Source organism: Streptococcus sp. oral taxon 061 (assembly GCF_013394695.1).
GTDB lineage: Bacteria > Bacillota > Bacilli > Lactobacillales > Streptococcaceae > Streptococcus.
In genome coordinates this window covers 914,023-936,963 of sequence record NZ_CP058258.1, presented here as the reverse complement: position 1 = coordinate 936,963, position 22,941 = coordinate 914,023, and the positions used below count along the sequence as shown (strand labels likewise).

At 39.4% G+C, this 22,941-nt stretch carries 23 protein-coding genes and 1 pseudogene; 13 read left to right on the top strand and 11 right to left on the bottom strand.

Annotation, left to right across the window (positions count from 1 at the left end; translation table 11 throughout):
* Positions 1 to 488: 488 nt before the first annotated feature.
* From HW271_RS04585 to aguB, 6 genes are read left to right on the top strand one after another with little or no spacing between them, the layout of a single operon-like run.
* Complete coding sequence (locus HW271_RS04585; protein ID WP_178895035.1) at positions 489 to 1,943, top strand: aminotransferase class I/II-fold pyridoxal phosphate-dependent enzyme; 1,455 nt, start codon at positions 489 to 491, stop codon at positions 1,941 to 1,943.
* Positions 1,944 to 2,804, top strand: coding sequence for a polyamine aminopropyltransferase (gene speE, locus HW271_RS04580; RefSeq protein WP_178895034.1), 861 nt, complete (start codon positions 1,944 to 1,946; stop codon positions 2,802 to 2,804). It begins immediately after the preceding gene.
* Complete coding sequence (locus tag HW271_RS04575; protein WP_178895033.1) at positions 2,801 to 4,060, top strand: saccharopine dehydrogenase family protein; 1,260 nt, start codon at positions 2,801 to 2,803, stop codon at positions 4,058 to 4,060. Before speE ends, HW271_RS04575 begins: the two co-directional genes overlap by 4 nt.
* Entirely contained in the window at positions 4,060 to 5,187 is a 1,128-nt protein-coding gene (gene nspC, locus HW271_RS04570; RefSeq protein WP_178895032.1) for a carboxynorspermidine decarboxylase, read from the top strand. Before HW271_RS04575 ends, nspC begins: the two co-directional genes overlap by 1 nt.
* Positions 5,184 to 6,269: an agmatine deiminase gene (aguA, locus tag HW271_RS04565; protein WP_178895031.1), complete on the top strand. Its 1,086-nt coding sequence runs from the start codon at positions 5,184 to 5,186 to the stop codon at positions 6,267 to 6,269. Before nspC ends, aguA begins: the two co-directional genes overlap by 4 nt.
* A gap of 9 nt (positions 6,270 to 6,278) precedes the next feature.
* Positions 6,279 to 7,154, top strand: coding sequence for an N-carbamoylputrescine amidase (gene aguB / locus HW271_RS04560; RefSeq protein WP_178895030.1), 876 nt, complete (start codon positions 6,279 to 6,281; stop codon positions 7,152 to 7,154).
* A gap of 31 nt (positions 7,155 to 7,185) precedes the next feature.
* Here aguB and HW271_RS04555 read toward each other — a convergent pair whose 3' ends face one another.
* Genes HW271_RS04555 through HW271_RS08780 form a run of 3 tightly spaced genes read right to left on the bottom strand, consistent with a single transcriptional unit; the run spans position 7,186 to position 9,035 of the window.
* Positions 7,186 to 8,001 carry a TIGR03943 family putative permease subunit gene (locus tag HW271_RS04555; RefSeq protein ID WP_178895029.1) on the bottom strand — a complete coding sequence of 272 codons (816 nt, stop codon included), beginning with the start codon at positions 7,999 to 8,001 and terminating at the stop codon, positions 7,186 to 7,188.
* Positions 7,998 to 8,903, bottom strand: a complete 906-nt coding sequence (locus HW271_RS04550) for a permease (RefSeq protein WP_178895028.1) — start codon at positions 8,901 to 8,903, stop codon at positions 7,998 to 8,000. The genes HW271_RS04555 and HW271_RS04550 overlap by 4 nt, the downstream gene beginning before the upstream one ends.
* Positions 8,904 to 9,035, bottom strand: a complete 132-nt coding sequence (locus tag HW271_RS08780; protein ID WP_148131582.1) for an SPJ_0845 family protein — start codon at positions 9,033 to 9,035, stop codon at positions 8,904 to 8,906.
* 155 nt (positions 9,036 to 9,190) lie between these two features.
* Between HW271_RS08780 and HW271_RS04545 the strand changes: the two genes are divergently transcribed.
* From HW271_RS04545 to HW271_RS04525, 5 genes are all read left to right on the top strand, one after another.
* Positions 9,191 to 11,320, top strand: coding sequence for a Tex family protein (locus tag HW271_RS04545; RefSeq protein WP_178895027.1), 2,130 nt, complete (start codon positions 9,191 to 9,193; stop codon positions 11,318 to 11,320).
* The gene (locus HW271_RS04540; RefSeq protein WP_178895026.1) at positions 11,307 to 11,756 is read left to right on the top strand and encodes a SprT family protein; all 450 of its coding nucleotides are present in this window, start codon (positions 11,307 to 11,309) and stop codon (positions 11,754 to 11,756) included. The genes HW271_RS04545 and HW271_RS04540 overlap by 14 nt, the downstream gene beginning before the upstream one ends.
* Positions 11,757 to 11,815: 59 nt before the next feature.
* Positions 11,816 to 12,088 carry a PspC domain-containing protein gene (locus HW271_RS04535; RefSeq protein WP_178895025.1) on the top strand — a complete coding sequence of 91 codons (273 nt, stop codon included), beginning with the start codon at positions 11,816 to 11,818 and terminating at the stop codon, positions 12,086 to 12,088.
* Positions 12,089 to 12,429: 341 nt separating this feature from the next.
* Positions 12,430 to 13,188 carry an ABC transporter ATP-binding protein gene (locus HW271_RS04530; protein ID WP_006145535.1) on the top strand — a complete coding sequence of 253 codons (759 nt, stop codon included), beginning with the start codon at positions 12,430 to 12,432 and terminating at the stop codon, positions 13,186 to 13,188.
* A gap of 1 nt (position 13,189) precedes the next feature.
* The gene (locus HW271_RS04525; RefSeq protein WP_178895024.1) at positions 13,190 to 15,181 is read left to right on the top strand and encodes an ABC transporter permease; all 1,992 of its coding nucleotides are present in this window, start codon (positions 13,190 to 13,192) and stop codon (positions 15,179 to 15,181) included.
* Between the two features lie 38 nt (positions 15,182 to 15,219).
* Here the strand turns inward: HW271_RS04525 and HW271_RS04520 are convergent, their stop codons facing one another.
* Positions 15,220 to 15,915, bottom strand: a complete 696-nt coding sequence (locus tag HW271_RS04520; RefSeq protein ID WP_178895023.1) for a VIT family protein — start codon at positions 15,913 to 15,915, stop codon at positions 15,220 to 15,222.
* A 191-nt stretch (positions 15,916 to 16,106) separates the two neighbouring features.
* Here HW271_RS04520 and HW271_RS04515 point away from each other — a divergent pair, with 191 nt between their 5' ends.
* Positions 16,107 to 17,387 carry an O-acetylhomoserine aminocarboxypropyltransferase/cysteine synthase family protein gene (locus HW271_RS04515; protein WP_178895022.1) on the top strand — a complete coding sequence of 427 codons (1,281 nt, stop codon included), beginning with the start codon at positions 16,107 to 16,109 and terminating at the stop codon, positions 17,385 to 17,387.
* A gap of 64 nt (positions 17,388 to 17,451) precedes the next feature.
* The gene (gene radC, locus HW271_RS04510) at positions 17,452 to 18,132 is read left to right on the top strand and encodes a DNA repair protein RadC (RefSeq protein ID WP_178895021.1); all 681 of its coding nucleotides are present in this window, start codon (positions 17,452 to 17,454) and stop codon (positions 18,130 to 18,132) included.
* Between the two features lie 24 nt (positions 18,133 to 18,156).
* Here the strand turns inward: radC and HW271_RS04505 are convergent, their stop codons facing one another.
* From HW271_RS04505 to HW271_RS04475, 7 genes and pseudogenes are all read right to left on the bottom strand, one after another.
* Entirely contained in the window at positions 18,157 to 18,846 is a 690-nt protein-coding gene (locus HW271_RS04505) for a gamma-glutamyl-gamma-aminobutyrate hydrolase family protein (RefSeq protein WP_178895020.1), read from the bottom strand.
* A gap of 15 nt (positions 18,847 to 18,861) precedes the next feature.
* On the bottom strand, positions 18,862 to 19,503 hold the full coding sequence (locus HW271_RS04500; RefSeq protein ID WP_178895019.1) for a redox-sensing transcriptional repressor Rex: 642 nt from the start codon (positions 19,501 to 19,503) through the stop codon (positions 18,862 to 18,864).
* An 82-nt stretch (positions 19,504 to 19,585) separates the two neighbouring features.
* Positions 19,586 to 19,799 (bottom strand): annotated as a pseudogene (locus HW271_RS04495) (DUF4649 family protein).
* A gap of 9 nt (positions 19,800 to 19,808) precedes the next feature.
* Entirely contained in the window at positions 19,809 to 20,156 is a 348-nt protein-coding gene (locus tag HW271_RS04490; RefSeq protein ID WP_016465846.1) for a DUF1831 domain-containing protein, read from the bottom strand.
* 4 nt (positions 20,157 to 20,160) lie between these two features.
* Positions 20,161 to 21,276 (bottom strand): cysteine desulfurase family protein, encoded by a 1,116-nt coding sequence (locus tag HW271_RS04485; protein WP_178895018.1) that lies wholly within the window; start codon positions 21,274 to 21,276, stop codon positions 20,161 to 20,163.
* 15 nt (positions 21,277 to 21,291) lie between these two features.
* The gene (locus HW271_RS04480; protein WP_016465844.1) at positions 21,292 to 22,242 is read right to left on the bottom strand and encodes a ribose-phosphate diphosphokinase; all 951 of its coding nucleotides are present in this window, start codon (positions 22,240 to 22,242) and stop codon (positions 21,292 to 21,294) included.
* A 123-nt stretch (positions 22,243 to 22,365) separates the two neighbouring features.
* Positions 22,366 to 22,935 carry a CYTH domain-containing protein gene (locus HW271_RS04475; RefSeq protein WP_178895017.1) on the bottom strand — a complete coding sequence of 190 codons (570 nt, stop codon included), beginning with the start codon at positions 22,933 to 22,935 and terminating at the stop codon, positions 22,366 to 22,368.
* Between the last annotated feature and the right edge of the window lie 6 nt (positions 22,936 to 22,941).

Sequence of the window (22,941 nt, the reverse complement as noted above, 5' to 3'; positions counted from 1 at the left end):
AATAAATTTCACGAACAAAAAAATGAATTTATTTAAAAAAGTTTCTAAAAATACTTTACAAGAATACGAAAACATGATATAGTAATTAAGCTTAGAAAATGAGATGATGTTTTCTAGCAAATATAAACCCGAGTAAAAAATGCCTACGGACAGGCAGGGTTGAATGCCGAAGCGTGGTTGAAAAGCCACATTATTGATAGGGTTAAAAGCCTACTTTTATAAGTTGATGTTAGGACATTAGTTCTAATTCGTATAGATTTGTTAGTGTGGTGAAAGCACACGTCATCTTGTGAAACGATCAATAAAGTACGTAATATTTGCTACTAGAGAGTTAGGAAACATCAGGAACAGACATACTCAAAAGAAACAAACATAAACACGTCAGTAGATTGTAGAGCAGGTGCCAACCTGCTCTTTTTTCATAAGTATCCTTTAGAGCCTTACATGGTTAAGGTGTAAAAAATATGATAAAGGAGTATGTCTTTATAATGTTAAATCAAAACCAAGCTCCCATCTATGAGGGGTTGGTCAAGTTACGAAAGAAAAGAATTGTACCATTTGACGTACCTGGTCACAAGCGTGGCCGCGGTAACCCAGAGTTGGTTGAACTTTTAGGGGAAAAATGTGTAGGTATAGATGTTAACTCTATGAAGCCCTTGGACAATTTGGGACATCCCATTTCGATTATCCGAGAAGCTGAGGAACTGGCTGCAGAAGCTTTTGGAGCGGCTCATGCTTTTTTAATGATTGGGGGAACAACATCATCAGTACAAACCATGATTCTCTCCACCTGTAAAGCAGGTGATAAAATCATTCTTCCTCGAAATGTTCATAAGTCAGCCATTAATGCACTCGTTTTGTGTGGCGCTATTCCCATCTATATCGAGATGAGTGTAGATCCAAAAATCGGTATTGCTTTGGGGCTTGAAAATGAGCGTGTAGCACATGCTATTCAAGAACATCCAGATGCCAAGGCAATCCTAATCAACAATCCAACCTATTATGGGATTTGTTCAGACCTTAAGGGGCTAACAGAGATGGCTCACGCTGCAGGAATGAAAGTTTTAGTAGATGAAGCGCACGGGGCCCATCTACATTTTACAGATAAACTTCCCCTATCTGCTATGGACGCAGGAGCTGATATGTCAGCTGTATCCATGCATAAGTCTGGTGGCAGCTTGACACAAAGTTCACTTCTTTTAGTTGGGGATCAGATGAATCCTGAGTACGTTCGTCAAATTATTAACCTAACCCAGTCAACATCTGCATCTTACCTGTTAATGGCTAGTCTGGATGTTTCTCGTAGAAACTTAGCCCTTCGTGGGAAAGAGTCCTTTGAGAAGGTCATTGAGCTATCTGAGTACGCTCGTCGTGAAATCAATGCTATCGGTGGTTACTATGCCTACTCAAAAGAGTTAGTAGACGGTGTGTCCGTTTGCGATTTTGACGTGACCAAGCTGTCAGTTTACACCCAAGGTATTGGCCTAACAGGTATTGAAGTTTATGATCTCTTACGGGATGAATATGATATTCAGATCGAGTTTGGTGATATTGGCAATATCTTAGCTTATATTTCGATTGGTGACCGTATCCAAGACATTGAACGCTTGGTCGGTGCTCTAGCTGATATCAAGAGACTCTACTCACGAGATGGGAAGGACTTGATTGCTGGAGAATATATTCAGCCTGAGCTGGTGCTGTCTCCTCAGGAAGCCTTTTATTCAGAGAGAAGAAGCTTAACCTTGGACGAGTCTGTGGGGCAAGTCTGTGGGGAATTTGTCATGTGCTATCCTCCAGGTATTCCAATTCTAGCGCCAGGTGAACGGATCACACGCGAAATTGTTGATTATATCCAATTTGCCAAAGAACGTGGTTGTTCCCTCCAAGGAACGGAAGATCCAGAGGTCAATCACATCAATGTTATTGAGAGAAAGGAGAACTAAATGGATTTATGGTTTTCTGAAGTTCATACTCCAGATGTGAAATTGTCCTTGAGAACAGCCAAGCAACTGTATTCTGGTCAAAGTGAATGGCAGGATATTGAAGTATTAGATACACCAGCTTTTGGGAAGATATTGATTTTAAATGGGCATGTCCTATTTTCAGATGCAGATGACTTTGTCTACAATGAAATGACAGTTCATGTGCCCATGGCTGTCCATCCTAATCCAAAGAAAGTCTTGGTTATCGGGGGTGGTGACGGAGGTGTTGCCCAGGTATTAACTCTATATCCAGAGCTGGAGCAAATTGATATCGTGGAACCGGATGAGATGTTAGTTGAGGTCTGTCGTGAGTATTTTCCAGACTTTGCTGCAGGGCTAGATGATCCTCGTGTTACCATTTATTATCAAAATGGACTTCGTTTTTTGAGAAATTGTGAAGATGATTATGACATTATCATCAATGATGCGACAGATCCATTTGGACATACAGAAGGTCTTTTTACCAAGGAATTTTACGGCAATAGTTACCGTGCTCTGAAAGAAGACGGTATTATGATTTACCAGCATGGTAGTCCCTTCTTTGACGAAGATGAGTCGGCTTGCCGAAGCATGCACCGCAAGGTCAATCAAGCCTTTCCAATCAGCCGGGTTTACCAGGCACATATCCCAACTAGTCCTGCTGGTTATTGGTTGTTTGGATTTGCTTCGAAAAAATATCACCCTGTCAAAGATTTTGATAAGGAAGGCTGGAAAAAACGCCAGCTTTTCACAGAATACTACACTGCAAACTTACATGTGGGTGCCTTTATGTTGCCTAAGTATGTAGAAGACATTTTAGAAGAAGAGGAAGGAAAAAAATGAGTCGTTTATTAGTTATTGGATGTGGGGGAGTCGCCCAAGTTGCTATATCAAAGATTTGCCAAGATAGCGATACTTTTAAAGAAATTATGATTGCTAGCCGTACCAAGTCAAAATGTGATGACTTGAAGGCTAAATTAGAAGGCAAAACAAATACTAAGATTGAGACAGCTGCTCTTGATGCAGACAAGGTAGAAGAAGTGATTGCCTTGATTGAAAGCTACAAACCAGAAGCCGTTTTGAACGTAGCTTTACCATACCAAGATTTGACCATTATGGATGCATGTTTGGCAACGGGAGTTCACTATATCGACACAGCCAACTATGAGGCTGAAGATACAGAAGACCCTGAATGGCGTGCTATTTATGAGAAACGTTGCAAGGAACTTGGTTTTACAGCCTACTTTGATTACTCATGGCAATGGGCTTACCAAGAAAAATTCAAGGAAGCAGGTTTGACAGCTCTTCTTGGTTCTGGTTTTTACCCAGGTGTAACCAGTGTCTTTTCAGCTTATGCTTTGAAACACTATTTTGATGAAATCCACTATATCGACATTTTAGACTGTAATGGTGGTGACCACGGTTATCCATTTGCGACAAACTTTAACCCAGAAATCAATCTACGTGAGGTTTCTGCACCAGGTTCATACTGGGAAGATGGAAAATGGGTTGAGGTCGAAGCTATGTCTATCAAACGTGAGTATGATTTCCCTCAAGTTGGTCAAAAAGACATGTACCTCCTCCACCATGAAGAAATCGAATCATTAGCAAAGAATATTCCAGGTGTTAAACGCATTCGTTTCTTTATGACTTTTGGCCAATCTTATCTAACGCACATGAAATGCTTGGAAAACGTCGGGCTTCTTCGTACAGATGCCATTAATTTTAATGGACAAGAAATTGTTCCTATCCAATTCTTGAAAGCTTTGCTTCCCGATCCTGCAAGCCTTGGACCACGCACTGTTGGAAAAACCAATATCGGTTGTATCTTTACTGGTGTCAAAGATGGAGTTGAAAAGACCATCTACATCTACAATGTTTGCGACCATCAGGAATGCTACGCAGAAGTAGGATCACAAGCAATTTCTTATACAACAGGTGTTCCTGCTATGATTGGGACAAAATTAGTGATGGATGGTACATGGAAACAGCCTGGAGTTTATAACCTTGAAGAGTTGGATCCTGACCCATTCATGGAAGCTTTAAATAAATACGGTTTGCCATGGGTTGTGGTTGAAAATCCACAAATGGTGGACTAATGAAGTTAGAACAAGTACCAACACCTTCTTATATCATTGACTTGGGAAAGTTAGAAGCCAACTGCCGTATTCTACAGTATGTTCAAGAAGAAGCTGGTTGCAAGGTTTTGCTTGCCCAAAAGGCTTATTCCCTCTATAAAACCTATCCTTTAATTAGCCAGTATCTTTCTGGTACGACAGCTAGTGGACTCTATGAAGCGAAGCTGGCTAGGGAAGAATTTCCGGGGGAAGTCCATGTATTTGCGCCTGCTTTTAAGGAAGCAGATATGGAAGAGTTGCTTCAAATATCTAATCATATTGTTTTTAACTCAGAGAGACAATTACGAAAATACGGTGAAACTTGTCGTGAAGCTGGTATCAGTGTTGGTCTACGCCTCAATCCTCAGTATTCTACTCAGGGAGATCACGCGCTCTATGACCCTTGCGCTCCTGGATCCCGTTTTGGAGTGACTTCAGATAAGATACCAAGTGATTTGCTGGACTTGGTGGATGGGCTTCATTTTCATACTCTTTGTGAGCAAGGGGCAGATGATTTAGCGACAACCTTGAAAGCAGTAGAAGAGCAGTTTGGGCCTTATTTGCATGAGGTCAAATGGCTCAATATGGGCGGCGGACACCACATTACCCGAGACGACTATGATGTGGACTTACTGATTTCTGAGATTAAGCAAATTCGAGAAACTTATAACCTTGACGTCTATATCGAACCCGGAGAAGCGATTGCTCTTAATGCGGGCTATCTAGCTACTGAAGTCTTAGACATCGTTGAAAATGGGATTGAGACCTTAGTGCTAGACGCTTCAGCAAGTTGTCATATGCCAGATGTCCTTGAGATGCCCTATCGTCCTCCATTGAGAGATGGTTTTGAACCGCAAGAAAAACCTTATACTTATAGACTCTCTTCAAATACTTGCCTAACAGGTGATATCATTGGGGATTACAGCTTTGAAAAACCGATTGAAATCGGCGATCGCCTCTATTTTGAAGACATGGCAATCTACTCCTTTGTCAAAAATAATACTTTTAACGGGATTGGACTTCCCAGTTTATATCTCATGGATAAAGAGGGTGAGTGCAGTCTAGTCAAATCATTTGGCTACCAAGACTTTAAGGAGAGATTATCATGATGGACAGCCCAAAGAAATTAGGTTATCGTATGCCTGCAGAGTATGAACCCCATCATGGGACTCTCATGATATGGCCTACTCGACCAGGGTCTTGGCCTTTTCAAGGCAAGGCTGCAAAAACAGCTTTTAGTCAGATTATTAAAACCATTGCTCAAGGGGAAACAGTCTACCTTTTGGTGGAGGAGGACTATCTATCTGAAGCCCAATCCTATCTTGGAGACAAGGTCGTCTATCTAGATATCCCAACAAATGATGCCTGGGCTCGTGATACAGGTCCGACCATTCTCCTTAATGATAAAAGGGAAAAATTAGCGGTAGATTGGTCTTTCAATGCTTGGGGAGGTTCTGTGGATGGACTCTATCAAGACTATGAAGCAGATGACCAAGTGGCCAGTCGTTTTGCAGAATTCTTAGAGGTACCTGTTTACGATGCAAAACCATTTGTACTAGAAGGTGGAGCTATACACAGTGACGGTCAAGGAACCATACTTGTCACAGAAAGCTGCTTGCTCAGTCCGGGTCGCAATCCTCATATGACTAAAGAAGAGATTGAAAATACCTTACTAGAGAGCCTTGGAGCTGAAAAAGTCATCTGGCTACCTTACGGTATTTATCAGGACGAAACCAATGAACACGTCGACAATGTAGCAGCTTTTGTTGGCCCAGCAGAGATTGTCTTAGCTTGGACGGACGACCAAGACGATCCCCAGTATGCCATGTCTGCGGCCGATTTAGCTCTTTTAGAGACGGAAACAGATGCAAAGGGGCGTTCCTTTACCATTCATAAACTTCCGATTCCAGCTATCCATCAAGTAGTGACGGAAGAAGATTTGCCGGGCTATACTTATGAAGAAGGCGAAGAGGAACGCTATGCTGGTGAGCGTTTAGCAGCATCCTATGTGAACTTCTATATTGCTAATAAGTCTGTCTTGGTGCCACAATTTCAGGATGAAAACGACCAAGTGGCCTTGGATATCCTGAGTAAGTGTTTCCCAGACCGTGAAGTTGTCGGAATCCCTGCAAGAGATATTCTTTTAGGTGGTGGAAATATCCACTGTATTACCCAACAAATTCCAGAATAGGAGAAAAAGATGAGAAATGTAAAGGTTGCAGCTATTCAGATGCAATGCGCTAAGGATGTGGAAACGAATATCCAAACAGCTGAACGTTTGGTCCGTCAAGCTACAGATCAAGGTGCGCAAATTATTCTCTTACCTGAGTTGTTTGAACGTCCCTATTTCTGTCAGGAACGTCAATATGACTACTACCAGTATGCCCAGTCGGTGTCAGAAAATACGGCAATTCAGCATTTCAAAGTGATTGCCAAGGAATTAAAGGTCGTTTTACCAATCAGTTTCTATGAAAAAGATGGTAATGTCTTATATAATTCGATAGCTGTCATTGATGCAGATGGAGAAGTGCTAGGCGTTTATCGGAAGACACACATACCAGATGACCATTATTATCAAGAAAAGTTTTATTTCACGCCTGGCAACACAGGATTCAAAGTTTGGGATACTCGCTATGCGAAAATCGGTATTGGGATCTGTTGGGATCAGTGGTTCCCTGAAACAGCCCGTTGCCTTGCCTTAAATGGTGCAGAATTTCTCTTTTATCCAACAGCCATTGGTTCGGAACCAATTTTGGATACAGATAGTTGTGGACATTGGCAACGTACGATGCAAGGGCACGCAGCAGCAAATATTGTGCCAGTTATTGCTGCTAATCGTTATGGCTTGGAAGAAGTCCAACCTTGCGAGGAAAATGGGGGACAAAGTTCTAGCCTTAACTTCTATGGTTCATCCTTTATGACCGATGAAACAGGAGCTATCTTGACCAAAGCAGAACGACAAGGCGAAGCTATCTTGTTAATAACTTATGACCTTGACAAGGGAGCAAATGAACGCCTAAACTGGGGCTTGTTTAGAGATAGAAGACCAGATATGTATAAAGATATTGTCAGATAATAACAAAAAGTAGCCAGCTCAGGCTACTTTTTTAAAATTCTTTATAAACATAAGGATTCTCTGGTTTGTCCACTTTTATGAAAGACTGGACTTCGATTGTTGGAAGGACTTGGTTAAGTTCCTTGTGGTAGCGATTGCTAATCTTTCCTTTAACTCTCACCCAGGTGTTATTGTCATAATGATTGGTATTTCCTATGGTCAATAGCCCAAAAACCCCTGAATCAGCTATACAGTGCATAATACCAAAGCGAAAAACAAATTGACTATCGCTGTGACTGGGATCATTGTAAATAAAGCCTGTGAACTCGATTTCCTTACCTTCAAACTCATTTTGATAGTCATAAATAGCTTCCATGACTTCTAAGTAATTATCATCGGTGATGACAATACTAGATTGAGCTAAGTATTTATCAGCAGATTTCCTAACAATTTTTTCATAAGCTGTCTTTGAATAAAACCGACTGGTATCCGGCTTGAGATACTGACTGCTAGTACCTTCACTTGCTTGGATTGCCTTGTCAGTTCCTTCCGACAAAGGGAAATAATATCCTTTTGCCGATACTGTTTGTGAATCCAGAGTAACTGTTGGAAAAGTGAATCCAACTAACAAAGGCAAACTTAAGAGGACAAAACTAGCAAGTTTGGCTGAAAAACTCTGTAAGTGACTATGTTCTTTCGAACGTTTGAAACAAATATAGGCTTGAACGATGGCTAGTATCAAAGATAAAACCATGGTGATATAAGCCAGATAAGAGTAGTGGAGATTTAGATATTGATTGAGCTTACCTGATAGATGTAGATAAAGGGTTAAGAAAAAATAACTCATCAAAATAAGAAATCGTATCATAGCATCACCCCGACTAGATAAGCATAAATAAGTACAACGAGAGTTACAATAGTCATAAACTGCCAAATAAAGCGAGTTTTGAGATAATTTTTCATCATGAGTAAGTTCTTAACATCAAGTATAGGACCTATAACCAGAAAGGCAAGAACTGGAGCAAAGCCAAAACTGGAGAGAAGCGAAGAGCCGATAAAAGCATCCGCCTCACTACAGAGTGATAGTAGGAAGGATAAGAGCATCAATAGAACAATAGCAAGCAGTGGGGAAGAGCTGATAGATGTCAAGATTCGAGTTGGTACATAGACTTGAACTAGACTTGCAAAAAGACAGCCAAAGACCAAGTAACGCCCCATATCGAAGAATTCATCAATAGCTTGGATAAAGACCTGAAGGATTTTTTGACCTTTACTCAAGTGAGAAAAATCATGCTCATGACAAGCCAATCTATATTCCTTTTGAATAGGTCCCTCCCAGAAAAATCCAAGAAAGATACCCAAAATAGTAGCAACAAGAATCGAACCTAAAGCGCGGAGTAAGACCATTTTAAATGAATTACCAAAAGCTGAATAGGTCGCAAAAAGTACGATGGGATTAATGATTGGAGCCGTTACTAGAAAGGGAACAGCTGTATAGCTTGGAACCTTCTTCTCCAAGAAACGATTGATGATAGGGACAATCCCACACTCACAAGAGGGAAAGAGAAAACCAATGAAGGTACCAAAAAAGATTCTCCCCAAGCGATTTTTAGGGAGAAATGTATAAACCTTCTCAGGAGTGATGTAGACTTCAATAGCACCAGAGATGATGCTACCAATTAAGACAAAGGGTAGGGCTTCAATAATGATTGATAGAAAAATGGCACCAGCTTGTAAAACACTTGAAGGTAGGTTTTGAAAGAGATCCATCTATTTTTTCTTTTCTGCTTTTTCTTTCTTTTCTTTGTCATCTGGAAATGTTACTTGCTTTAAATCAGGTAGTTTAGCGAATTCTTCGAACATCTTATCTAAGTCATCAGTTTTTGTAAATTTAACAGCCATAAGGCATACCTCGATTCTTTTAGTTATCACTATTATACTATTATTTCTAAGAAATAGTTGGATTTTAAAATAAACATAGCTTTTATCTTTATAAAGTTGAAATAAAGCAACAAATTAATGAAAACAAGCTTTCCTGCTTATGGTATAATAGTTTCATGGATAAAAAATATGAAAAAATTTCCCAAGATTTGGGTGTAACTTTAAAGCAGATTGATACTGTCTTGTCTTTGACAGCAGAAGGAGCAACTATCCCCTTTATCGCCCGTTATCGGAAAGATATGACCGGAAGTCTAGATGAAGTAGCCATTAAGGCTATTATCGACCTCGATAAGAGTTTAACTGCTCTAAATGATCGTAAGGAAGCGGTCTTAGCAAAAATCAAAGAGCAAGGTAAGCTAACAAAGGAATTGGAAGAAGCTATTTTAGCAGCTGAAAAACTCGCAGATGTAGAAGAACTCTATCTTCCCTATAAGGAGAAACGTCGGACCAAGGCAACGATTGCGCGTGAGGCTGGACTTTTTCCACTTGCTCGTTTAATTTTACAAAATGTTTCTAACCTAGAAAAAGAAGCAGAAGCATTTGTCTGCGAAGGTTTCGAAACTCCTCAAGAAGCTTTGGCTGGGGCTGTAGACATCTTGGTTGAAGCACTATCCGAGGATGTTCATTTGCGTTCAATGACATATCAAGAGGTACATAGACGCTCTAAGATTACTTCTCAAGTCAAAGATGAGAGTCTTGATGAAAAACAAGTCTTTCAGATTTATTACGATTTCTCAGAAACAGTTGCAAACATGCAAGGTTACCGTACGCTTGCCCTTAATCGTGGTGAAAAGCTAGGCATTTTGAAGATTGGATTTGAGCATGCAGTTGATCGTATCCAAGCATTCTTTGCTGCTCGTTTCAAGGTTAAGAATGCTTATATTGACGAAGTTATTCAGCAATCTGTTAAGAAAAAAGTATTACCAGCTATTGAGCGTCGTATTCGTACAGAATTAACAGAAAAGGCAGAAGAAGGAGCTATCCAACTCTTCTCAGAAAACCTTCGCAATCTTCTCCTTGTTGCTCCTCTTAAAGGGCGCGTGGTACTTGGATTTGACCCTGCCTTTCGTACAGGTGCAAAGCTTGCAGTCGTTGATGCAACTGGGAAGATGTTGACAACGCAGGTCATTTATCCAGTCAAACCAGCTTCAGCTCGTCAGATTGAGGAAGCCAAGCGTGATTTGGCTGATTTGATTGGCCAATACGGTGTTGAAATTATTGCTATCGGAAATGGTACTGCCAGTCGTGAGAGCGAAGCTTTTGTTGCTGAAGTGCTTAAGGATTTTCCAGAAGTTAGTTATGTCATCGTTAATGAGAGCGGTGCGTCTGTCTACTCAGCTAGTGAACTTGCTCGTCAAGAGTTTCCTGACTTAACCGTTGAAAAACGTTCAGCCATTTCTATCGCTCGTCGTTTGCAAGACCCACTTGCAGAATTGGTTAAAATTGATCCCAAATCTATCGGTGTTGGTCAATACCAGCACGATGTTAGTCAAAAGAAATTGTCTGAAAGTCTGGACTTTGTCGTAGATACAGTCGTTAACCAAGTCGGTGTCAATGTCAACACAGCTAGTCCAGCCTTACTTTCACATGTCGCAGGACTTAACAAAACGATATCTGAAAATATCGTGAAGTATCGTGAAGAAGAAGGTAAAATCACTTCACGGGCCCAAATCAAGAAAGTTCCTCGTTTAGGTGCTAAAGCGTTTGAACAGGCTGCCGGTTTCCTCCGTATCCCTGAAAGTAGCAATATCCTTGACAACACAGGTGTTCACCCGGAAAACTATGGTGCTGTCAAAGAACTCTTCAAACGTTTGGACATTAAGGACGTAAACGAAGAAGCACAAGCTAAGCTCAAGTCTGTATCAATCAAAGAAATGGCTCAAGAGCTAGACCTTGGTCAAGAAACACTTAAAGATATTATTGCTGATCTTCTCAAACCAGGTCGTGATTTCCGTGATTCTTTTGATGCTCCAGTTCTTCGTCAGGATGTCTTGGATATCAAGGACTTAAAAGTCGGTCAAAAGCTTGAAGGGGTCGTTCGGAACGTTGTAGACTTTGGTGCCTTTGTTGACATTGGTATCCATGAGGATGGTCTCATTCATATTTCTCACATGAGTAAGAAATTTATCAAGCATCCAAGTCAAGTCGTATCCGTTGGGGATTTGGTAACTGTATGGGTGAAGACAATCGATGTCCAACGTGAAAAAGTAAATCTGTCGCTCCTTGCACCAGATGAATCTAACTGATTACGTTAAACAAGTCTCTTTAGAAGACTTCGGAAAACCTTTCAAACACCAAGCTCAATGGAATACTCGTCTGCGGTCGACAGGTGGACGATTTTTCCCTAAGGATGGGCATTTGGATTTTAATCCAAAAGTCTATCAAGAGCTAGGGGTAGAAGTTTTTCGGAAGATTGTCCGTCACGAACTCTGTCATTACCATCTATACTATGAAGGTAAGGGTTATAAGCATAAAGATATAGCTTTTAAAGAACTGTTAAAAGAAGTAGATGGGCTCCGCTTTGTTCCTCCCTTATCAAGCGTTCGTCAAAAACCAGCTTTGGTTTATAAATGTTACTCTTGTGGCCAACCCTATCAAAGAAAACGACAAATCGACACCAAACGTTATCGTTGTGGTCTATGTCATGGAAAACTTATCCTACAAAATCCGCCTAAGGACTGATGCAGGGTGTTTAAGTTCATGTTATACTTGTTTCAAGAATACCGAAAGAGGTACAAATCATGAATAGAAAATTTTACAAAATGAGACGAAATCGGATGATATCAGGAGTTCTTGCTGGACTATCTGATAGATGGGATCTTGATGTGACACTCGTGCGCTTTATTTTTGCTATCTTTACAATCGCAAATTTTGGACTCGGAATCATCATCTACATTATCCTAGCTTATATCCTACCAACTAAGGAAGATATCGAAGCTGACATGTACGGAACAGGCCCACGCAAAATGAAAGAAGCTGAGCCAATCGATGATGACAAAGGTTGGTTTTGGTAACCATCTTACCATTCATTTGAAGTATTAAACCCTTGTAATTACAAGGGTTTTTCTTTTGCTTGAAAATTTGTGGTAAACTAATAGTAGTTGATTTCAAAAAATATCTCTATCTTACAAAAATGTAAGATTAAAGCTCCATTTGTAAGGTTATGTTATGGAACCAACTCTTTCTTTAGAGTACACTTATATCATAAAGATAAAGGAGCAAAACTATGAAAAATATTTTACAGAAGAAACATACAAGTAAGCCGAGTCCAAAGGATATCGAGCGAGTTCAGCTCGGTTGCGCTATTATGCAGGCTCAGTTTCAATTAATGGGATATTAAAAAGGAGATGTTAAAATGACGCTATTAGATGTAAAACACGTTCAAAAGATTTATAAAACTCGCTTTCAAGGCAACCAAGTAGAAGCCTTGAAAGATATTCACTTTACTGTAGAAAAAGGCGATTACGTTGCTATCATGGGTGAATCTGGTTCTGGGAAATCTACTTTACTCAATATTCTCGCCATGCTAGACAAGCCAACTCGTGGCCAGGTTTTCCTTAACGGAACAGACACAGCTACCATTAAAAATTCTGAAGCATCAAGTTTCCGTCGTGAAAAGTTAGGCTTTGTCTTCCAAGACTTTAATTTGTTAGATACGCTTTCTGTTAAAGACAATATCTTACTCCCTTTGGTATTGTCTAGAAAGCCTATTACAGAAATGATGAAAAAATTGGTGGTGACGGCTGAAAATCTTGGCATCAATCAATTGCAGGAGAAGTACCCTTATGAAATCTCTGGAGGGCAAAAACAACGGGTTGCAGTTGCACGGGCTATCATCACAGACCCAGAAATTCTCCTTGCGGACGAGCCAACAGGTGCCCTAGACTCTAAATCGTCTGCAGCTCTCCTTGATATCTTTGATCAGATCAACGAGCAAGGGCAAACCATTCTCATGGTAACCCACTCAACAGCAGCAGCTAGCCGTGCAAAACGTGTCCTTTTCATCAAGGATGGCATTCTCTATAACCAAATCTACCGTGGTGAAAAAACTGATCGTCAGATGTTCCAAGAAATCTCTGACACCTTAACTGTTATGGCAAGTGAGGTGAACTAGTATGTTTCGATTAACCAATAAGTTGGCCATATCCAACTTAATCAAAAACCGCAAACTCTATTACCCTTTTGCTTTGTCTGTCATTTTGGCAGTCACGATTAGCTATCTCTTTTACTCCCTAGCTTTTAATCCAAAAATTGTGGATTTGCGTGGTGCATCTGCTATACAATTTACCCTACAACTAGGGCTTGTCGTAGTGACACTTGCATCTGCCATTATCGTGCTTTATGCCAACAGTTTTGTCATGAAAAACCGTTCCAAAGAACTGGGTGTATATGGCATGTTGGGCTTAGAAAAACGCCATTTGATTGGTATGACCTTCAAGGAACTCTTGATTTTTGGGCTAGTAACAGTCACTGCCGGTATTGGGATAGGCGCCCTCTTTGATAATCTCATCTTTGCATTATTGCTTAAACTTGCGAAGATGAAGGTAGAGTTAGTTGCAACTTTCCAATGGTCCGTAGTGCTTTCAATCCTTCTGGTATTCGGTTTTATCTTTTTAGTTATCGTTTTCTTAAACGCTATACGTATCATCCGTATGGATGCTCTCCAACTCTCTCGTGAGAAAGCAAAAGGTGAGAAGAAGGGGCGTTTCCTAGTTCTTCAAACTTTAGTAGGGCTCATTGCACTAGGTGGTGGCTACTACTTAGCACTAAGCGTAACAGATGCATTTAAAGCTGTCGCTACTTTCTTTATTGCGGTCATGTTAGTTATTGTAGGAACCTATCTCTTATTCAATGCTGGTATTACAGTCTTCTTACAGTTGCTCAAGAAAAACAAGAGATATTACTACCAACCCAACAACCTCATCTCTGTTTCTAACCTCATCTTCCGTATGAAAAAAAATGCTGTCGGATTAGCAACCATTGCTATCCTTTCAACCATGGTTTTAATCACCATGTCAGCAGCAACCAGCATCTACAACGGTTCTGAAAATATGAAAAAACTCCTATATCCTCACGATTTTGATGTCAAGGGGCAAAATGTAGAAGTTGAGGATTTAGACAAACTTTTGACTCAGTATGCAAGTGAAAAGAGCTTAACGATTAGTAACAAAGATGTACTCAGCTATGCTAGCTTCGGCCTTTCTAGTCAAGATGGGACCAAATTAACCATCTTTGAAAAAGGGCAAAATAGTGTTATGCCCAAGACTGTCTTCTTAGTTTTCGACCAAAAAGATTACGAAAAGATGACTGGTCAGAAATTAAATCTCACTGGAGATGAAGTAGGGCTTTGGGCTCGAAATGACCAACTTAAAGGACAGAGAGCATTTAGTCTAAACAATCAGAACTATACGATCAAGGAAGCAATCCAGCAGGATTTTATTGCTAATCATGTTTCCAATCCTTATGTACTATTGGTGTCAGATTATAACTATCTTGTAGTAGCTGATATTCAAAGCTTTTTGGAACAGTACCAGGATTCAGCTATATACACACAGCTCTACGGTGGTATGGATGTAACAGCTAGTCTAGAGGAACAGTTAAAGCTATCTGATGATTTTGAGGAGTTTGCAAATAATTTTAGTCATAATCTCAAAAATAAAGACGGTATGGTTTATGGTGGAGACACTGCAAGTGATGCAATTGCACAAATGAATGCTCTCTTTGGAGGAGTTCTCTTTATTGGTATTTTCCTCTCTATCATCTTTATGATGGGAACAGTACTTGTTATCTACTATAAACAAATCTCAGAAGGTTATGAGGATCGTGAACGCTTTGTCATCCTGCAAAAAGTTGGCTTGGACCAAAAACAAATCAAGCAAACCATTAACAAGCAAGTCTTGACTGTTTTCTTCCTTCCAGTAATCTTCGCCTTTCTTCACTTAGCATTTGCCTATCATATGTTGAGTTTGATTCTTAAGGTCATTGGGGTAGTAGATACAGCTATGATGTTAAGTGTAACACTTTCTATTTGTGGTATCTTTGCCCTTATCTACGTACTAATCTTTATGATTACTTCAAGAAGTTATCGCAAAATTATCCAGCTATAATAAAAAATACCTCGATATTTTCGAGGTGTTTTTATGATTTAAATGCTAAACAATTGTCCAAATAGATAAGTAACACCCATGGTCAAAAGGCCGATGCAAAGGTTACGAATCATAGCTGTTTTGGTTGGGGCTTTTCCAAGTTTGGCACTTGTATATCCAGTGACTAGAAGTGAAATTGCTACAATGATAACAGTAGCAGGGATTCGATAGTCACTTGGAAAGATGGTTATTGAAAGCATTGGCGGGAGACTTCCGAGGACAAAGGAAATAAAGCTAGATGCTGCAGCATGCCATGGATTGGTGAATTCTTCATACTCGATACCATATTTTTCCTCGACTAAGGCTTTTAGTGGATTTTTCAAAAAAGCTTTGTTAACTAATAGTTGAGCTGAAGTTTCACACTCACCATTTTGAAGATAGGATGCGTAGAGTGATTTTTTAGCAGCCTCCATATCTTTATCCAAAAGTAGTTGTTCACGAGCTACAGCAGCTTCCTCCGTGTCTTTCTGAGTAGATACAGATACATACTCGCCTCCAGCCATAGAAAAGGCACCAGCAAGAATAGCAGCCAATCCTGAGAGGAAGATGATCCAGATATTCGTTGTAGCACTGGCTACCCCGATAACAACTCCAGCGATAGAGATGATTCCATCATTTGCTCCCAGTACACCAGCACGCAAGATATTTAAACGACCAGCAAAGTTTGCATCAATTTCATGAGTAATTTCTGACATAGTTTTCTCCTTTCTAAACATTATAAAGTATATGAGCAGTGAAGACAAACATTTTAAACTATCTGAAAAAAGTTCTACAATTCTAATAATAGCAATAGCTATTTCTTATGCCAATATATAACAAAGTTGTATTTGTAACTGAACGAATTAGGTGATACAATGAACCTAATGAAATCTTTGGAGGACTCACAATGACTCGTGAATTTAAATTTGAAACACTTCAATTGCATGCTGGTCAAGTAGTAGACGCGACTACAAAATCTCGTGCTGTTCCTATTTACCAAACAACATCTTTTGTATTTGAAGATACCCAAGAAGGAGCTGAACTTTTTGCCCTTCAAAAGGCTGGTAATATCTATACTCGTATCACTAACCCAACAACATCAGCCTTTGAAGAGCGTATCGCAGCTCTTGAAGGTGGTGTAGGTGCACTTGCAACTGCATCAGGTATGGCTGCTATTACCTACACAATTTTAGCTCTAGCCCACGCAGGAGACCACGTCGTTGCAGCATCAACCATCTATGGTGGTACCTTTAACCTCTTGAAAGAAACACTTCCTCGTTATGGAATCACCACAACTTTTGTTGATATTGATAATCTAGAAGAAGTAGAAGCAGCGATTAAAGATAATACCAAGCTTGTCTTGATTGAAACTTTGGGAAATCCAGTTATCAATATTCCAGATATCGAAAAAATCGCTGAAATTGCTCACAAACACCAGATTCCTTTGGTTGCTGACAATACCTTCGCAACACCTTATCTTATCAATGTCTTTTCTCACGGTGTAGATATCGCAGTTCACTCTGCAACTAAGTTTATCGGTGGTCACGGTACAACTATTGGTGGTGTCATTGTTGACAGTGGTAAGTTTGACTGGGCTGCTTCAGGGAAATTCCCTCAATTGGTCGATGAGGACCCAAGCTACCACAATATCAGTTATACTCGTGATGTTGGTGCTGCAGCCTTTATCGTGGCTGCTCGCGTGCAATTGCTTCGTGATATGGGAGCTGCCCTTTCACCGTTTAACTCATTCTTACTCTTACAAGGTCTTGAAACACTTTCTCTTCGAGTTGAACGCCATGTTCAAAATGCTGAGAAAATCGTTGATTTCCTTGTGAACCATCCAAAAGTTGAAAAGGTCAACTATCCAAAACTTCCAGATAGTCCATACCATGCCTTGGCTGAAAAATACTTACCAAAAGGTGTTGGCTCAATCTTTACTTTCCACGTTAAAGGTGGAGAAGCAGAAGCACGTAAAGTGATTGATAGCTTAGAAATCTTTTCAAACCTAGCCAATGTTGCAGATGCTAAATCATTGGTGGTTCATCCCGCAACTACAACACATGCTCAGTTGTCAGACTCTGATCTAGAAGCAGCAGGAGTAACCAAAAATCAAATCCGTCTCTCAATCGGTCTTGAAAATGTCGATGATTTGATTGAAGATTTGCGACTAGCTCTTGAAAAAATCTAAAAATAACTAGTTTTTATCGAATTAAGAATCCTTCTCACGAATAATTAAGTGAGGAGGATTTTTTATGTATAGTATTTCATTTCAAGAAGATTCGCTCTTACCAAGAGAAAGATTAGTAAGAGAGGGAGTAGAAGCACTCAGCAATCAAGAATTACTGGCAATATTACTAAGGACAGGAACGAAACAGGCCAATGTTTTTGAAATAGCACAGAAGGTCTTAAATCAGCTAACATGTTTAACCGACCTAAAAAGAATGAGCCTACAGGAATTGCAGACTCTATCGGGTATCGGACGTGTTAAGGCTATCGAATTACAAGCTGTTATCGAATTAGGCTGCCGTATCCATAAAAGGGAAACAGTGGAAATGGAGAGCATTCTTAGCAGTCGTAAATTAGCTAAAAAGATGCAAGCTGAGCTTGGAGATAAAAAACAAGAGCACCTAGTGGCGCTTTATCTGAATACACAAAATCAAATCATTCACCAGCAGACTATTTTTATAGGGTCTGCCACAAGAAGCATTGCTGAACCGAGAGAAATTCTCCACTATGCCCTAAAGCACATGGCAACATCTGTGATTCTGGTTCACAATCATCCATCAGGTCCAGTAGTTCCTAGCCCCAATGACGACCATGTTACCAAGCTTGTTAAAGAAGCCTGCGAGATAATGGGATTGGTCTTATTGGACCATCTAATTGTCTCGCATTCAGATTATTTTAGTTACCGTGAGAAGACGGATATGATATAAAAAAACCTGCATCATATACAGGTTTTACAATTCATTGACAACATAGTCAAAAAGCGTTTTATCTTTGGGGCGATTTTCAAAGAGAAATTCTGGATGCCATTGAACACCGAGATAAGGGAAACCATCTGTACTTGTTACAGCCTCGATAATACCATCTTTAGGATCATGTGCTACAACCTGAAGATTAGGAGCTAAATCTTTGATGCTCTGATGGTGGAAAGAATTTATATGAGAGATTTCTCCATAAATTTCTCGAAGAATAGTATCTGGTTCGGTAACAAGCCGCTGAGTGGTGTATTCAGCGGAAGTATCTTGCCAATGATCTTCAATATCTTGATAAAGAGACCCGCCCATGGCTACGTTAAAAAGTTGAGTACCACGACAGACAGAAAAAATTGGCTTATTTTGCTTGATTGCTTCTTTAATGAGTGCTAACTCAAAAATATCACGTTGAAGGTGGTAATCGTCACTATCAATAACTTTTGGCTCACCATAGTATTTAGGGTCTACGTTTTGTCCACCAGTTAGAATAAGTTTATCAATTAAACTAATGTAGTAACCGGCCATTTCTTCATCACCAATTGGTAGGATAATGGGGATACCTCCAGCTTCCTTAACTCCTTCAACAAAGCCTTTGGCAGCATAACTCATCATAAGATCATCATCTGGATGCGGGGTTTCATTTCCTGTAATCCCAATAACTGGTTTATTCATAAATATTTACACTTTCTAATCCTCTTTACGCATGAAATAGAGGAGGGTTTGAAGTTCGCTTGTAAGATCGACATACTGAACAACTACGTCTTTAGGAAGATGTAGGTGAACAGGAGAAAAACTAAGAATACCTTTGATACCGGCGTCGACTAATAGTTCTGCAACTTCTTGAGATTTAATACTAGGAACAGTAAGAATAGCAGTTTTAACATCACTATCCTTAATTTTGTCCTTTATTTGAGAGATTCCATAGATTGGAACACCATCAGGAGTTTGGGTACCAACCTCAGGATGATCATCTAGGTCAAAAGCCATGATGATTTTCATCTTGTTACGCTCATGAAAGCGGTAGTGTAGGAGGGCATGCCCCATATTTCCGATACCTACCAGCATAACATTGGTAATAGAATTATCATTTAAAAGATCAGCGAAAAAGTTCATGAGCTTTTTGACATCATAGCCAAATCCACGACGTCCAAGTTCGCCAAAGTAAGAGAAGTCACGACGAACAGTGGCAGAATCAATTCCAATCGCTTCTGCAATTTGTTTGGAATTAGCTCTTTCAATTTTTTCGGCATTAAATCTTTTAAAAATACGGTAATAGAGAGAAAGTCTCTTTGCTGTTGCTTTAGGAATAGCAGACTGTTTTTCTTTCACAAAATCACAACCTTTCTATTTACTATTTTATAGAAAGTTTGTGAAAATTGCAACAATAACGAAAAAAAACTAAGAAAAAATCTTAGTTTATCTTAGTTTCGTGGTAAGTCCATAAAAAGCGGTAGAGATTACCTAGAAGCCCCTGATAGATTTCAACCCCATCATGTTAATGAAGTAATAAGAGTAGTATCAGGAAGGGTTACACAACCCGATAGAGAGAGCATAAGAGCTTCATAGTCTTCATATTCTTGCACACGCTCTACTTGATAGGAGTCCTTGTAAGTTAATCGAAACATAACGACCTTTTATCTTTCACTTTTTGTAAATACGCCACGCTCAACAAGACTATCCATCAAGAAGTAGAATTTCTCTTGGTGGATATGAGTTTCTTCTGATTTGAAGATATCAACTAAACGTAGACCAAATTTATCAGTGATGTTGATTTTTGCACCTGTTAAGTCTTTGTTGATAATAATCTTAAGTTGGAATCCTTCTCCACTATTTGGAACTTTTTCAAGAAGACGTGTTAATTCATAGTTACCAACTTTAGTTTCAAAAAACGTATTATCTTTAAGCGTAAATTTCTTTACAGTTGGGCTAAGTGTATAATCGTAACGACAATTTTTTAGTTTAATCGTTTGTTCGAATGCCATTGAGTTATCCTCCGATGATATTTTTAAGAGTTTTAGCAAGAGTTATCATTTCTTGTTCTGTATTTTGAGGTGAAATGCTGACGCGAACAGACTCGTGTAAGCGAGGCGAGTCTTCTCCATAAAAAGCCTGAAGAACATGACTAACCTGAACAATACCAGCGGTACATGCTGAACCTGTTGAAATAGAAATGCCTTCTAGATCCAGGCGAAGTAGTAGCAGATCATTTCGTTGTCCTGGGAAACCAATGTTGAGGACATAGGGAAGTTGCTCTTTACTTTGGTTTAGATAGTAGTTTAATCCATCCATTTCAGTTAGAAATGTTTCTTGTAACTTTTGAACTTTTTCAAAATTACTTTCTAAATGTTCAAGATCATCCTTAAGTGCCGCGACCATCCCTATAATTGCAGGAAGATTTTCTGTTCCTGCTCTTTTTTTCTGTTCTTGATCTCCACCGTGTAGATAAGAATCAAAATCTGTAGAAGAAGCGTATAGGAAACCTACGCCTTTGGGACCATAGAATTTATGTGCAGAAGCGCTAAGAAAATCAATTCCCAATTCTTCGGGAAGAATCTCTACTTTACCAACCGCCTGAACTGCATCAACATGATAAGAAGCTGGATGATTTTTTAAAACCTCACCAATTTCAGCAATCGGTAATAGAGTTCCTGTTTCATTGTTTGCAAACATAGTTGAAACTAGAATGGTATCTTCACGAAGAGCATTTTTGACTTGGTCTGCTGTGATTTCTTGATTTACAGGTTTCAAAACAGTTACTTCAAACCCGAAATTTTCAACCAAATATTCAATTGGTTCAAGAACTGCGTGATGCTCAATAGCAGTAGTAATGATGTGTTTCCCACGCCATTGGTGGCGAAGGCAGTAGCCGATAATTGCAGTATTATTACTTTCTGTACCACCAGAGGTGAAGAAAACATGCTGTGGCTTTGTTCCTAGTAAACTCGCTAACTCTTGACGCGCTTCTCGTAATAATTTACCTGCTTGGCGTCCATGACTATGAATACTAGAAGGGTTCCCATATGTTTCTTGCATGACTTGAGTCATCGCTGAGATAGCTGCAGGTGACATTGGAGTCGTAGCAGCATTATCTAAATATATCAAAAACTCACCTAATTTCTATTTAAACTTAAATAGTGGACTAACTGGTTTTCTTTCATGAATACGAACCATGGCATCACCAATTAATTCGCTTGCAGTAATGTATTGTACGTTTTTAGGTTTTTTACTTTCTGTTACAACAGAATCTGTAACCAAGATTTCTTTGATATTAGCTGCATCAAGCAATTCTGCAGCGCCGTCAACGAAAAGTCCATGACTTGAAACTGCATAGATTTCAGTCGCTCCATCGCGTTCTAGGATTTTAGCAGCTTCAGAGAAAGTACGACCTGTATTTAGAATATCATCAATCAAGATTGCTTTCTTACCTTCAACTTCACCAATAATGTATCCTTGGCTACGTTCAGAATCATCTTGAGCATAGTCGATGATAGCAATCGGTGCATCAAGGTACTCAGCTAGGCTACGAGCACGTTTTACACCTGAATTTTTAGGGCTAACAACAACCACATCCGAACCTGTCAAACCTTTATCACAATAATGTTTTGCAAAAAGAGGAATTGTGTAGAGGTTGTCAACAGGAATATCAAAGAAACCTTGAACCTGAACAGCGTGAAGATCAAGTGTCAATACACGACTAACTCCAGCTTTAACCAACATATTTGCAACAAGTTTAGCCGTAAGAGGTTCGCGAGATGAAGCGATACGGTCTTGACGAGCATAACCGAAATAAGGCATGACAACATTGATTGTATTTGCACTAGCACGAACACAGGCATCAACAGTGATTAAAAGTTCCATCAAATGATTGCTAACAGGATAAGAAGTAGACTGGATGATATAAACATCATAGCCACGAACACTTTCTTCGATGTTAACTTGGATTTCACCATCTGAAAATTGACGTGATGATAATTTTCCAAGCGGAACACCTGCAGCATCCGCAATTTTTTGAGCAATTTCATGATTTGATGAAAGTGAAAAAAGCTTCATATTCTTTGTATCTGACATTGATAAACCGTCCTCTATAAACTATGTGAATCAGTAAAAGGAAACATTTTATTAACAACTGTAGTCCATTACAGATTCTATTATTTTTTATCTCTTATATTTTATCAAAAAAAGTTGATTATTTCAGTTATTTTTCATATTTTCTATAAATCGAACTAATTTTGAAGGTGCTTTCTTATATTCGATATCATTTGCCTGTAAAAACTCCTGAAAATCAAGACTTCCCTGGTCTCCATTTTCGACTTCCAACTCTAGTTCATAATCAACAACATCGAAGTAGCTACTTTGATCAAGTGCCATCAGTCCGATAGACGTCTCTTTCTCATAACGAACAGTAGTTAAACAACCTAAGACAACCCAGCCACTTGGTGAAACACCACGATTTGAAAGTTCTTCTAAAATCATTCCCTGAGGAAGTTTACATTCTTCTAAACATTTCTTTGCCTCTTCTAGAGTGAGAGCTTGATTGTATTCCATATTTCCAACTGTTTGTGGGATTTTTATGGTCAATTCGGCACTATTTTCAAATGTACGAATGCGAATAGCGATTTTATGCTGTCGAAGGTAAAAATCAGGCGTATCGAGGTAGTAATTTTTTTGTGTAATAGGAGTGACTTCTGAAAACTGAGCTAGCAAACGGTCATATTCTTCTTCACTGAGAAGTGTTTTCATTTCAATTTCTAAATGTTTCATTTTTAC

What these genes read in the sequence shown, in the direction of transcription:
- HW271_RS04545 (WP_178895027.1), top strand. Translation starts at nt 9,191, where the DNA reads ATGGATAAAAAATATGAAAAAATTTCCCAAGATTTGGGTGTAACTTTA.
- HW271_RS04585 (WP_178895035.1), top strand. Translation starts at nt 489, where the DNA reads ATGTTAAATCAAAACCAAGCTCCCATCTATGAGGGGTTGGTCAAGTTA.
- HW271_RS04490 (WP_016465846.1), bottom strand. Translation starts at nt 20,156, where the DNA reads ATGGCATTCGAACAAACGATTAAACTAAAAAATTGTCGTTACGATTAT.
- HW271_RS08780 (WP_148131582.1), bottom strand. Translation starts at nt 9,035, where the DNA reads ATGGCTGTTAAATTTACAAAAACTGATGACTTAGATAAGATGTTCGAA.
- nspC (WP_178895032.1), top strand. Translation starts at nt 4,060, where the DNA reads ATGAAGTTAGAACAAGTACCAACACCTTCTTATATCATTGACTTGGGA.
- HW271_RS04540 (WP_178895026.1), top strand. Translation starts at nt 11,307, where the DNA reads ATGAATCTAACTGATTACGTTAAACAAGTCTCTTTAGAAGACTTCGGA.
- HW271_RS04480 (WP_016465844.1), bottom strand. Translation starts at nt 22,242, where the DNA reads ATGTCAGATACAAAGAATATGAAGCTTTTTTCACTTTCATCAAATCAT.
- HW271_RS04520 (WP_178895023.1), bottom strand. Translation starts at nt 15,915, where the DNA reads ATGTCAGAAATTACTCATGAAATTGATGCAAACTTTGCTGGTCGTTTA.
- aguB (WP_178895030.1), top strand. Translation starts at nt 6,279, where the DNA reads ATGAGAAATGTAAAGGTTGCAGCTATTCAGATGCAATGCGCTAAGGAT.
- HW271_RS04475 (WP_178895017.1), bottom strand. Translation starts at nt 22,935, where the DNA reads ATGAAACATTTAGAAATTGAAATGAAAACACTTCTCAGTGAAGAAGAA.
- HW271_RS04555 (WP_178895029.1), bottom strand. Translation starts at nt 8,001, where the DNA reads ATGATACGATTTCTTATTTTGATGAGTTATTTTTTCTTAACCCTTTAT.
- HW271_RS04550 (WP_178895028.1), bottom strand. Translation starts at nt 8,903, where the DNA reads ATGGATCTCTTTCAAAACCTACCTTCAAGTGTTTTACAAGCTGGTGCC.
- HW271_RS04525 (WP_178895024.1), top strand. Translation starts at nt 13,190, where the DNA reads ATGTTTCGATTAACCAATAAGTTGGCCATATCCAACTTAATCAAAAAC.
- HW271_RS04505 (WP_178895020.1), bottom strand. Translation starts at nt 18,846, where the DNA reads ATGAATAAACCAGTTATTGGGATTACAGGAAATGAAACCCCGCATCCA.
- HW271_RS04515 (WP_178895022.1), top strand. Translation starts at nt 16,107, where the DNA reads ATGACTCGTGAATTTAAATTTGAAACACTTCAATTGCATGCTGGTCAA.
- aguA (WP_178895031.1), top strand. Translation starts at nt 5,184, where the DNA reads ATGATGGACAGCCCAAAGAAATTAGGTTATCGTATGCCTGCAGAGTAT.
- radC (WP_178895021.1), top strand. Translation starts at nt 17,452, where the DNA reads ATGTATAGTATTTCATTTCAAGAAGATTCGCTCTTACCAAGAGAAAGA.
- speE (WP_178895034.1), top strand. Translation starts at nt 1,944, where the DNA reads ATGGATTTATGGTTTTCTGAAGTTCATACTCCAGATGTGAAATTGTCC.
- HW271_RS04530 (WP_006145535.1), top strand. Translation starts at nt 12,430, where the DNA reads ATGACGCTATTAGATGTAAAACACGTTCAAAAGATTTATAAAACTCGC.
- HW271_RS04575 (WP_178895033.1), top strand. Translation starts at nt 2,801, where the DNA reads ATGAGTCGTTTATTAGTTATTGGATGTGGGGGAGTCGCCCAAGTTGCT.
- HW271_RS04535 (WP_178895025.1), top strand. Translation starts at nt 11,816, where the DNA reads ATGAATAGAAAATTTTACAAAATGAGACGAAATCGGATGATATCAGGA.